The sequence below is a fragment of the Pseudarthrobacter sp. MM222 genome, assembly GCF_947090775.1.
Classification (GTDB): Bacteria; Actinomycetota; Actinomycetes; order Actinomycetales; family Micrococcaceae; genus Arthrobacter.
The window spans coordinates 3,465,103-3,475,775 of record NZ_OX352321.1 but is presented as its reverse complement, the minus strand read 5'-3'; the positions used below and the strand labels follow the sequence as shown (position 1 = coordinate 3,475,775).

Annotated in this window: 10 protein-coding genes; 7 read left to right on the top strand and 3 right to left on the bottom strand. The window is 67.3% G+C overall.

Translation table 11 applies throughout. The features are described 5' to 3' along the window. Nucleotides 1–114: 114 nt before the first annotated feature. Entirely contained in the window at nt 115–579 is a 465-nt protein-coding gene (locus OM977_RS15875; RefSeq protein ID WP_264354857.1) for an Lrp/AsnC family transcriptional regulator, read from the bottom strand. A 159-nt stretch (nt 580–738) separates the two neighbouring features. Between OM977_RS15875 and pdhA the strand changes: the two genes are divergently transcribed. The 3 genes from pdhA to OM977_RS15860 are packed head-to-tail and all read left to right on the top strand — an operon-like array spanning nt 739 to nt 4,543. Continuing rightward, nucleotides 739–1,992, top strand: a complete 1,254-nt coding sequence (pdhA, locus tag OM977_RS15870; RefSeq protein WP_264354856.1) for a pyruvate dehydrogenase (acetyl-transferring) E1 component subunit alpha — start codon at nt 739–741, stop codon at nt 1,990–1,992. Further along, a complete protein-coding gene (locus tag OM977_RS15865) occupies nt 1,989–3,113 on the top strand; it encodes an alpha-ketoacid dehydrogenase subunit beta (protein ID WP_264354855.1) in 1,125 nt (374 codons plus the stop codon). Before pdhA ends, OM977_RS15865 begins: the two co-directional genes overlap by 4 nt. 2 nt (nt 3,114–3,115) lie before the next feature. Beyond that, nucleotides 3,116–4,543: a dihydrolipoamide acetyltransferase family protein gene (locus tag OM977_RS15860; protein ID WP_264354854.1), complete on the top strand. Its 1,428-nt coding sequence runs from the start codon at nt 3,116–3,118 to the stop codon at nt 4,541–4,543. A gap of 13 nt (nt 4,544–4,556) precedes the next feature. On the opposite strand, the gene OM977_RS15855 is transcribed toward OM977_RS15860, so the two are convergent. After that, complete coding sequence (locus OM977_RS15855) at nt 4,557–5,159, bottom strand: TMEM175 family protein (protein ID WP_264354853.1); 603 nt, start codon at nt 5,157–5,159, stop codon at nt 4,557–4,559. Nucleotides 5,160–5,382: 223 nt separating this feature from the next. On the opposite strand from OM977_RS15855, the gene OM977_RS15850 reads away from it, so the two are divergent. The 4 genes from OM977_RS15850 (at nt 5,383) to OM977_RS15835 (ending at nt 9,697) form a co-directional block, all read left to right on the top strand. Continuing rightward, complete coding sequence (locus OM977_RS15850; protein ID WP_264354852.1) at nt 5,383–6,198, top strand: MBL fold metallo-hydrolase; 816 nt, start codon at nt 5,383–5,385, stop codon at nt 6,196–6,198. Nucleotides 6,199–6,437: 239 nt separating this feature from the next. After that, nucleotides 6,438–7,616 (top strand): MinD/ParA family ATP-binding protein, encoded by a 1,179-nt coding sequence (locus OM977_RS15845; protein WP_264354851.1) that lies wholly within the window; start codon nt 6,438–6,440, stop codon nt 7,614–7,616. 69 nt (nt 7,617–7,685) lie between these two features. Then, nucleotides 7,686–8,423: a GAF and ANTAR domain-containing protein gene (locus OM977_RS15840; RefSeq protein WP_264354850.1), complete on the top strand. Its 738-nt coding sequence runs from the start codon at nt 7,686–7,688 to the stop codon at nt 8,421–8,423. Nucleotides 8,424–8,482: 59 nt separating this feature from the next. After that, a complete protein-coding gene (locus OM977_RS15835; RefSeq protein WP_264354849.1) occupies nt 8,483–9,697 on the top strand; it encodes an MFS transporter in 1,215 nt (404 codons plus the stop codon). 65 nt (nt 9,698–9,762) lie between these two features. On the opposite strand, the gene OM977_RS15830 is transcribed toward OM977_RS15835, so the two are convergent. Then, entirely contained in the window at nt 9,763–10,662 is a 900-nt protein-coding gene (locus OM977_RS15830) for a phosphatase PAP2 family protein (protein WP_264354848.1), read from the bottom strand. Between the last annotated feature and the right edge of the window lie 11 nt (nt 10,663–10,673).

Genomic DNA, 10,673 nt, shown 5'->3' with positions numbered 1-10,673 from the left:
CGTGACGTGCCCGGCACGAGTACCTACTACTTGTTTTTGCAGGGAGCTACCCGTGCCGAAGGACGGGGAATTTCCGCGTAAATTCGAGGTCACATGGCGGTGTAACCGAACGTCCTAACGTGTATCCACGTCTTCAAAGACGAGGAAGGTCTGCGTGTCGAGCACGCCGGGCATCGACTGGAGTTGGTCGAAGATGACGCGGCGCAGGTCGATGTTGTCCACGGCGCGGACCAGCAGGATGACGTCGAAGTCCCCGCCCACCAGGGCGATGTGATGGACCTCTGGGATGGCACGGAGCAGCTCGCGCAGTTCCCGCCAGGAATGCTGGCGGACCTTGAGGGTCACGTACGCCGACGACTTCAGCCCTGCCTTGATGGGGTCCACGAGCGCCGTGAACTTGGTCAGCACCCCTTCGCCGGTCAGCCGGGCGATCCGGGTGTAGGCGTGCGCACGCGAGATGTGGACATTCTCAGCCACCTGCGTCACCGACATCCTGCCGTCCCGGGTCAGCTCCGCGATGATGTCCCGGTCTACATCGTCCAGCGGCACTGCCGCCGGCTCGGACTCCGTCTGCGCCATTCGTCTACAACTCCCGCGGGTAATCCAGCTCACACTTACGATTCGTCTTCCAGAGTAGGCCCAATTTAGAGACTTCTCCACGATTTCCCGCGGAGGTGGATACGAAACATTGGCCGGCAGCATACTGGGAGTGAATAGTGGCTACAGAAGGACGGACCAATGACGATCTCCGCAGACCACACTGCACAGCACCCTGCCGCTGAGAACGCGGGTCTCGGGGCCACAGCGGCGGGCCAGGCCGTAGCGTCGGACCGGACGCCGGAGGACGCCGCTACCGAGGCCGTCCGCAAGTTCGGCATCACGGTCGAGGACTATATGCTCCCGGCGCGGCACCAGATCCAGATGGTGGGTCCGGACGGAACCCTGAACCCCCACACTGAACAGGGCGCCCAGCCCGGCCACGAGTACAGCCTCCCCGGCGACGACGAACTTGTCGCAGCTTACGAGCAGCTCGTCGTCGGACGCCGGGTCAATGACCAGAACTCGGCCCTCGTCCGGCAGGGCCGGATGGCCGTCTACCCCTCGAGCCACGGCCAGGAGGCCTGCCAGGTCGCGGCCGCGCTTTGCCTCTCCGAGGGCGACTGGATGTTCCCCACGTATCGCGACTCGGTGGCCGTGATGGCGCGCGGCGTGGACCCCGTCCAGACCATGACGCTCTTCCGCGGCGACTGGCACGGCGGCTACGACCCCGCCAAGCACAAGGTGGGCATCCAGTGCACGCCGCTGACCACGCAGTTGCTCCACGGCGTCGGCGTGGCCCACGCCGCCAAGCTGCGCGGCGAGGACACGGTTGTCCTTGCCATGTGCGGCGACGGCGCCACGAGCGAGGGGGACTTCCACGAGGCTCTCAACTTCGCCGCCGTATTCCACCTGCCGGTGGTCTTCTTCGTCCAGAACAACCAGTACGCCATCTCTGTCCCGCTGGCGCACCAGTCGGTAGCACCGTCGCTGGCGCACAAGGCCGTGGGCTACGGGATGGCCGGTGAACGCGTGGATGGCAACGACATCGTGGCCCTGCTCGCCGTGCTGCGCCGCGCCGTCAAACTGGCCCGCGAAGGTTCCGGACCCCTGCTCGTGGAGGCGCACACTTACCGGATGCAGGCCCACACCAACGCCGACGACGCCACCCGGTACCGCCAGGACAGTGAAGTCGCGGAGTGGGTGGCCAAAGACCCGCTCAGCCGGATGAAGACCTACCTGACGGACCGCGGACTGCTCGATGACGAACGCGCCGCCCGGATCGCCGGGACCGCCGAAACGGTTGCCGCGCAGCTGCGCGAGGGCCTGAGCGAGGAGGTCCCGGTGGAACCCCAGGACCTCTTCAAATACGTCTTCGCCACGCCCACGCCGCAACTGAAGGAACAGTCCGCCCTGCTCGCCGACGAGCTCTCCCGGGAAGAGGCAGCAAAATGAGCACCTCGATCGCCACCTCCTCCGAGGCAAACGGCAACGTCAGTTCCGCGACAGCACGCGCGGCGGCCAAGGCGGCAGGCGCGGCAGCGCAAGATGCAGACCAGACCGGCCCGCAGTCCATCACGCTCGCCAAGGCGCTTAACACGGCCATGGCCGACGCCATGCACGCGGACCCCTCGGTCCTGGTCTTCGGCGAGGACGTCGGCATGCTCGGCGGCGTCTTCCGGATCACCGACGGACTCACCAAGACCTTTGGGACCAGCCGCTGCTTTGACACCCCGCTGGCGGAATCCGGAATCGTGGGCATGGCGGTCGGCATGGCCATGAACGGCATGCGCCCGGTCATCGAGATGCAGTTCGACGCGTTCGCCTACCCGGCCTTCGAACAGATCGTCAGCCACGTCGCCAAGATGCACAACCGCACCAAGGGGGCCGTCAAGCTGCCCATGGTCATCCGGGTGCCGTACGCGGGCGGAATCGGGGGAGTGGAGCACCACTGCGATTCCTCCGAGGCCTACTACGCCCACACCGCCGGCCTGAAGGTCTTCACCCCGGCCACCGTGGCGGACGGCTACCGGATGCTCCGGGAAGCCATCGACTCGGACGATCCGGTGATGTTCATGGAGCCCAAGAAGCTTTACTGGTCCAAGGACCAGGTGGACCTGGACGCGCTGCGGGCCGAGCACGCCGCGAACACCGAGCGCGGGACCTCCTCCGAGGGCCGCGCCGCCGTCGCCCGCCCCGGCACAGACGCCACGCTGATCGCCTACGGGCCCTCCGTGCCGACGGCGCTCGCCGCCGCCGCCGCGGCCGCTGAGGAAGGGCGGTCGCTGGAAGTGATCGACGTGCGGTCGATCGTGCCGTTCGACGACGAAACGGTCTGCGCCTCGGTTCGAAAGACCGGCCGCGCCGTCGTCATCGCCGAGGCGCACGGCTTCGCGTCCGTGGCCTCCGAGATCGTCGCCCGGGTCCAGGAACGCTGTTTCCACCACCTCGCCGCGCCGATCCGCCGCGTCACCGGCTTCGATGTGCCGTACCCGGCGCCGAAACTCGAGCACTACTACCTGCCCGGCGTGGACCGCATCCTCGACGCCGTTGACGACCTCCAGTGGGAAGACTGACCATGAGCGAAACGAAAGTATTCCTCCTCCCGGACCTCGGCGAAGGACTCACCGAAGCGGAGCTCGTCAACTGGCTTGTGGCCGTGGGCGACGAGATCCGCGTGGACCAGCCGATCGCCGAGGTGGAGACCGCGAAGTCCATGGTGGAGGTGCCCTCCCCGTACGCCGGCACCGTCGCCGTGCTGCACGGCGAGCCCGGCCAGACGCTCGACGTCGGCAAGCCGCTCATCTCGGTGACGCCTGTGGGTGCCGGTGGGGCCGCCGCGGATGACGCCGCTTCGGGTTCTGCACCTGCCGCTGTTGCTGCCGAAACTTACCGTGAGGAGGAGAAGGCCGGGTCCGGGAACGTTTTGATCGGGTATGGGACGCCTGGCGGGCATGGGGTTGCCCGGCGGACCCGGGCTCCTAAGCGATCCGTTGCCGAACGGGTTCCTGAGGTGTCCGCCGCCGAGAAGGCTGCCGATGATTTGATGCTGTTGCGGACCCGGGTGCCTGGCAAGTTGGGGGCTGTTATTTCTCCGCTGGTCCGGCGGATGGCGCGTGAGCATGGGGTTGATTTGGGCGAGCTCCAGGGGTCGGGGGCCAGCGGGCTCATAATGCGGCGTGACGTCGAGGCCGTGATCAAACCGCCGGTGGTGCTTGGGCGCCCGGCGGTGGAGCGGCCGGCCGCGGAGCCTGCGGCACAGACCGACACCGATTCCCGCACCGGTCTGGGCATCACCGGACGCACGGCAGTCCGGGGAGTGCGGAAGGCCGTTGCCGCGAACATGTCCCGCAGCCGCTCCGAGATCCCGGAGGCTACCGTCTGGGTGGATGTGGACGCTACGGCGCTCATCGAGATGCGCGCCGCCCTGAAGAAGGCGGATCCGCACCACACGCCAGGACTGCTCGCCTTCATCGCCCGCTTCGTCACCGCGGGGCTCAAGAAGTTCCCGGAACTCAACACCCGGATCGTCACCACGGAGGACACCACGGGCGGGGCAAGCCAGGAGATCGTGGCCTTCGACGGCGTCAACCTGGGCTTTGCAGCCCAGACCGACCGCGGCCTGATGGTGCCGTCGGTACGCAACGCGGACAAACTCAGCGCCCGCGAACTGGACGCCGAGATCCGCCGGCTCACCGCCGTCGTCCGGGAGGGCAAGGCAACCCCCGCGGAACTTGGCAGGGGCACCTTCACGCTCAACAACTACGGCGTATTCGGGGTGGACGGTTCGGCCGCGATCATAAACCACCCCGAGGTGGGAATCCTCGGCGTCGGGCGGATCATCGACAAGCCCTGGGTGGTCAACGGCGAACTCGCGGTCCGCAAGGTCACCGAGCTGACCCTCACCTTCGACCACCGTGTCTGCGACGGCGGCACGGCCGGCGGCTTCCTCCGCTACGTCGCCGACGCAATCGAGAACCCGGGATCGGCGCTCGCGGACATGTGAGGCCGGCGGGCCACTACGCCGTCGCAGAAAACCGGCGGGTCAGCCATGACACCGGCACAAGCAGCAGCCACAGGAACGGCGTGAAGGCGTTGAGGGCAAACGCCGCCGGAATCGACACCAGGAAGACCAGCGCCCCGGCCACCCGGGCGTTGAACACCTTCCGGTAGCGGTGGGCGGCCGTGTCCCGGTCCATCAGGCCTGCGTGCCTGGCGTAACCCCAGATTGCCGCCATCGTCAGGTATACGGCGGCGATGTTGGCCGCGTAGAGGACACTCGGCCACGGGGCGGGGTCGTCCCCGTACTCGCTGAGCACTGACGTGGGGCCGGGCAGCATGGCGATGAAAAACAGGAGGGCGAGATTCAGCCGTCCCAGGTTCACGTTGAAACGGAGGATCCCGGCGAAGTCCGCGTGGTGAGCCATCCAGGTCCTGGCGATGATGAGGAATGACAGCGCATACGCGAGCAGTTGCGGCAGCGCCGCGACCAGGGCGTCGTCCAGCCCGTCCGCCGGGATGCCGGTAGGCAGCTTCAGGTCCAGGGCCAGCAGCGTCAGCGCGATCGCGAAGACCGCATCGCTGAAGAACACCATCCGGTCCAGTGACGTGCCGGAATCCATCGGGAGCCACCTCCGATCATCCGGTGGAGGAAGTGGGCGGGCAAGCGGCCGAGCAACTGGAGTAGCCATAGGTTACACGCCGGGCGCGCCCCAGGCGATGGCTTCCCGCCGGGGACCCGGCGTCGGGCATGCCTCCGGGAATTGTCGGTGGGCCATTGGTAGAATCGAGGCCTGCACATCGCAACACCAACGGCGCTTAACAGCGTTGGAATATGGAGATTTCATGTCACGATGGCTCGAGGTCGGTCCGGACAACTACGTTCTGACAACCCAAGGATCCCTGCTGAACACAGGCCTGGTGGTCGGTACCGAACGCGCCATGGTGATCGACACCGGTGGCGGCCCAAGGCAGGGACGCGAGATCCTGGCCGCCGTTCGGGAGAAGACAGATCTTCCCCTCATCGTGGTCAACACCCACGCGCACTATGACCACTTTTTTGGCAACGCTGTCTTTGCGGACGACGGCGCGTCTGAGTTCTGGGCGCACGAAAACTGCGCCGCGGAGATCGAAGAGAGCGGGGACAGCCAGCGCCGGGCCGTGGCCGCCGAGGAACCGGAAATGGCCGCCGGTGAAGGCAGCGACGTCGAACTGGTGGTGCCGAACGCGATCGTCCAGGACCAGCCGGTCCTGGTGGACCTCGGCGGCCAGGCCGTCACGCTCTTCTACCTGGGCCGCGGGCACACCGACGGGGACCTCCTCGTGGGAACAGCCACGACGCTCTATGCCGGTGACCTCGTGGAGCAGGGTTCGCACCCCTCGTTTGAGGACTCGTACCCGGAGGAATGGGCGGGCGCCCTCCGGCACCTGTCCGCGCTGCGCCACCGCTACGAATTTCTGGTTCCTGGCCATGGAGCGCCCTGCAGCGACCAGTTCGTCAAGACCATGGCCAACACCATGAGCACCGCCGTGAGGCAGGCGATCCAGGCTACCCGGGAAACCCCCGATGACGCCACCAAGGCAATCCCGATCCTTCCCTATGGCCCCGAGCAGTCACGATGGTTCATCACACGGCTGCAGGAGACACGCGCGCACCACTGACGCGGTCAATTTCGTCCCGATGATAAGGGTACTCACCTTCCTCGCCTAGACTTGCCCTTTGAACGACGTCAAACAAGCGCCGCAGCGTGCCCCGCTGTGAGTCCTGGGAGAAATCAACGATGCCCGAATCGGTGGAAGACAATACAGCTGCCACTACTGACAACTCAGGACAGCCTGAAACCCGCCGTCGACGCGACTTGCGTCGAGCCGACGGCGAGGACGCTGCCCGGACAGGAACCATGCCGGTCGTCAATCCCCGCACCAGCCCCACCGAACCCGCAGTCCCGAAGCGCCGCAGTTCCTGGGCCGAGGCCGCCGAAGCCGCCGATGAACGCAATTCGTCGCCGGACACCGGCCCTGCACCCGTGATCCGCCCGGTCCTCGCGGCTCCGCTGCCCCCCGCGCCGGAGACAGCACCTGCCGTGCCAGCCCAGCCCGGCCGCTCCACCCGCACCGCCACCCGGGCAGCCGCCCTGGCGACTGCCCCGGTTCCCGACTTCATCAGCTCACCCGGACTGTTCGTCCGCGAGCAGAAGCCCAAGCCTGTCGGCGGCTTCCGCGGTGCCGTGTACCAGATGACCGGCGGCGGGATCAATCTCGGTCCGAGCGCACGCCAGCGCGAAGAGGACGAACTCGCGCGGCGCATTTCCCGCCAGCTCCAGGGCAGCTACAACACCGCCGTCCTGAGCCTCAAGGGCGGCATCGGCAAGACCTCCACCACCGTCGGCGTGGGACTCACCCTGGCGGAATTCCGTGGGGACCCGCCCTGCGCAATCGACGCGAACCCGGACTCCGGCGACCTCGTGGAGCGCGCCCTGGGCGAGGGCCTCTACCAGCAGCAGAGCCCGCGAACCATCACGGACTTGCTCAAGAACATCGAGTCGGTCGACTCCCTCACCGCCCTCGCGCGGTACATGCACCATGCCGGACGGCTCCACCTGATCGCCGGAGAACAGGACCCCGAGGTCTCAGACTCGCTGACGGCCGAGGAGTACCTGCGGATCCGCAAACTCGTCTCCGGCTACTACTCGGTGGCCCTCACGGACTGCGGCACGGGCGTCACGCACAACGCCATGAGCGGCATCCTGCAATCCGCGGACAACCTCATCATCGCCGCCGGCTACGCGGTCAGCGGAGCCAAGCGGGCCCGCAGCACGCTGCACTGGCTGGCAAGCCACGGCTACGAGGAGCTGGCGCGCAACGCCGTCGTCGTCATCACGGACAAGGACGAGGTTTCCTCCCGGGTGGACAAGGACGCGATCGAGGACCACCTGTCCGGAATTTGCCGCCAGCTGATCGCGGTCCCGCACGACCGCGGGGTGGCCGACGGCGACCTGGTCACCCTCGATGTGCTCCGGCCGGAGACGCGGCGCGCCTACCGGGAGATCGCGGCTGCGATCGTGGACGGCTACGTCTAACCGATCTGAAGGGGAGGGGTCGGCCCTGCCCGCAAAGTCCGCCCGCCGGCGACCGACTACCATTTAGGGATGAACAACAACTTCGCCGGGGATGAAGCAGTCCTACAGCTGCAGGAACTCCTCTTAGGTACCGCGAATGTGGAGGATTTCCTCAATCGTCTCGCGGAGTTCTCGGCTGCAACGCTAAGCCGGTCCGTCGGCGCCGAGATCGAATGCGGTGTGACGCTGCAGCGCCGGAAGCGGTCCATGACGGTGGCGGGGAGCAGCCCGCGGGCAATCATGCTCGACCGGATCGAGCACAACATAGGTGATGGTCCCTGCATCGCGGCGCTGCGGAGCAAGGCTGTGGTCCTGCTGGCGGACGTGGACACGGATCCCCGCTGGCCCGCGTACCAGCGGGAGCTTGCCGCGCAGGAGTGTCACAGCACCCTGGGTGTACCGCTCGAAATCGGCGAGGATGCGTCCGCCGCGTTGAACTTCTTCGCCTCGGACACCGGCATCTTTACCGACGAGATCATCAAGGAAGCCGCGGGTTTCGCCGACCTTGCCGGCCGGTCCCTGCGGCTGGCCGTCCGGATCGGGACCGCCCAATCCCGGGCCGAAGACCTGCAGGCCGCCATGGAGCACCGCACTTCGATCGATCTGGCCTGCGGAGTCGTGATGGCCCAGAACCGTTGCTCCCAGGAAGATGCCATGGCCATCCTCACCAAGGTCTCCAGCAACCGGAACCAGAAGCTCCGGGATGTTGCCGCCGACGTCCTGCGGAACCTCACCAAAGTTGAGGTCCGGACCCACTTCGAGGCCTGAGGCGGCCGGCGCCGGGACTTCGCGCCACGGCGTGCGGAGCCCGCCTTAGGATGAAGGGGATGACCACCACACACCCCGCCCCCTTCAGCCTCCGCAGCATCGCCGTGCCCGCCTTCGGACCGGCCCTGCTGTTCAGCGTCGGCGAAGGGGCAATCCTTCCGGTCGTGGCGCTGTCAGCCCGCGACCTGGGCGCCTCGGTGGCCGTGGCCGCGCTGGTTGTCACCCTGATCGGGCTCGGATCCTGGTTCTTTAATCTTCCGGCCTCGCTCATCACCCTGAGGTTCGGCGAACGCTGGGCGATCGTGGGGGCCGCCACCGCCAGCGCCATCGCCCTGGCGGGTGCGGCCCTGTCCGCGCTCGTGCCCGGCGGGCTCTGGCTGCTCGCGGCGGCAATGCTCGTCGTCGGTATGGCCGCCAGCGTCTTCAGTCTCGCCCGGCAGAAGTACCTGACCGAGGCGGTGCCGGTGATCCTCAGGGCCCGTGCACTGTCCACCCTCGGCGGCGTAAACCGGATCGGCATCTTCATGGGCCCGTTCATCGGCGCCGCCGTGATGCAGTTTGCCGGTATCCCCGGAGCCTACTGGGCCGGCGTCGTGGCCATGGCCGCGGCAGCGGCACTGTCCGTGACCATCCCGGACCTCGTGACGAAGCCCGCTCCGGTGGACGGCGCCCCGCAGGAGCAGGCGACGATGCGGGGCGTAGCCGCATCCCATGCCGGGGTCTTCCTGACCGTCGGGATGGGCGTGATGCTCCTCAGCGCGCTGCGCGCCTCGCGCCAGGTTGTGATCCCGCTTTGGGCTGATCACCTCGGCATGGACGCCACCCAGGCCTCCCTCATCTACGGCCTTTCCGGTGCAATCGACATGCTGGTGTTCTACCCTGCCGGCAAGCTGATGGACCGAAAGGGCAGGCAATGGGTCGCAATTCCATCAACGCTCATCATGGGCACCGCGATGCTGTTGATCCCACTCAGCACCGGCTTTGTAGGCCTGCTCCTCGCGGCGCTCCTGATCGGCTTCGGGAACGGCATCAGCTCCGGCCTGAACATGACCCTGGGGGCCGACTTTTCGCCCGACAACGGCCGCGGCCAGTTCCTGGGGATGTGGCGCTTTCTGGCCGATGCCGGCTCCACCGGCGGCCCCGTGCTGCTTTCCGGAGTCACCGCCGTCGCGTCACTGGGGGCTGGCGTGGCGGCTACCGGCGTGCTCGGATTCGCTGCTGCCGCCGTTTTCGGCGTCACCATTCCCCGCCTCAAACACCGCCGGAACTACTAGGCGCCCCAGACCAGGGTGTGCGCGATCGCTGCCCCGAAGTACGGCAGGACGCGCCGGATCCCGCCTCAGCGCCGCGGTGCCCCATGCCGTCGTGCGGCATGTCCGAACAGCCACACCCCGGCCACCGTCGCGAGGTACCCGGCAATCACTATCAGGGAGGTTCCGGCCCAGAAGTAGTTGGTGGTGCTGCCTTCCTGGCCCGGACCGGGTGCGATCCTCAGCAGTGCGAAGCTCGCCAGGGCGGCGGAGGCGAGTCCTGCCAGCATGGGCAGCGCGAGCCACAGCCGGGAGGCTGCCCAGTGTTCCCCGTAACCGGTCCAGGCATTCCAGCGCGGTCCGGTGCGGATGATCAACCAACCGGCCGGGAGCATGAACGCCGCCACCACGAGGAAGGCGGCTACGACGTCCGCGGGTCGGTGCCACTGGTTGATCAGGGTGGAAACGCCGGTGGCGACGGCGAAGCTGCCGCCCAGGAACCCGGCCAGCGGGCGCCAGCGCGGCGAAACCACCAGGAACACAGCCGCCGCGGCCGACGCCGCCAGCGTCGTGTGTCCCGACGGCAGCGAGTTGAACTCCAGCGTCTCAATTCCGCGGTACGGCCGGACGGGGACCAGATCCTTGAGGATTTGGGTCGTCACGTTGGCGCCCACGCAGGCCGCCATGGCTATCCCGGCAGCGGTCCAGCGCCGCCGCAGGATGGTGACAAAGAGGACGACGACGGTGGCGATCAGGACGGACACGGCAGGCAGCGAGTCCAGCAGCTTATTGGCGGCCTTGCCCGCCGTGCCATGGATTTCGACGGCCTCGACCAGCGCCGATTCATCGATGAACTGGCCCGTGGTGGTGCGGACAAAGAAAAAGTAGGTGGCGGCAAGCGCGGCCAGGCACGCAAGCGTGGCCACTACGAACGTTCGGCCGAGGCCCCTGCCCGGGTGCTGGTCTGTGGGTTCAGAACGAAAATCCATCGCTATCAGGG

Coding starts and splice junctions, on each gene's coding strand:
- OM977_RS15835 (WP_264354849.1), top strand. CDS start 8,483: ATGACCACCACACACCCCGCCCCCTTCAGCCTCCGCAGCATCGCCGTG.
- OM977_RS15840 (WP_264354850.1), top strand. CDS start 7,686: ATGAACAACAACTTCGCCGGGGATGAAGCAGTCCTACAGCTGCAGGAA.
- OM977_RS15860 (WP_264354854.1), top strand. CDS start 3,116: ATGAGCGAAACGAAAGTATTCCTCCTCCCGGACCTCGGCGAAGGACTC.
- pdhA (WP_264354856.1), top strand. CDS start 739: ATGACGATCTCCGCAGACCACACTGCACAGCACCCTGCCGCTGAGAAC.
- OM977_RS15830 (WP_264354848.1), bottom strand. CDS start 10,662: ATGGATTTTCGTTCTGAACCCACAGACCAGCACCCGGGCAGGGGCCTC.
- OM977_RS15875 (WP_264354857.1), bottom strand. CDS start 579: ATGGCGCAGACGGAGTCCGAGCCGGCGGCAGTGCCGCTGGACGATGTA.
- OM977_RS15865 (WP_264354855.1), top strand. CDS start 1,989: ATGAGCACCTCGATCGCCACCTCCTCCGAGGCAAACGGCAACGTCAGT.
- OM977_RS15855 (WP_264354853.1), bottom strand. CDS start 5,159: ATGGATTCCGGCACGTCACTGGACCGGATGGTGTTCTTCAGCGATGCG.
- OM977_RS15845 (WP_264354851.1), top strand. CDS start 6,438: ATGCCGGTCGTCAATCCCCGCACCAGCCCCACCGAACCCGCAGTCCCG.
- OM977_RS15850 (WP_264354852.1), top strand. CDS start 5,383: ATGTCACGATGGCTCGAGGTCGGTCCGGACAACTACGTTCTGACAACC.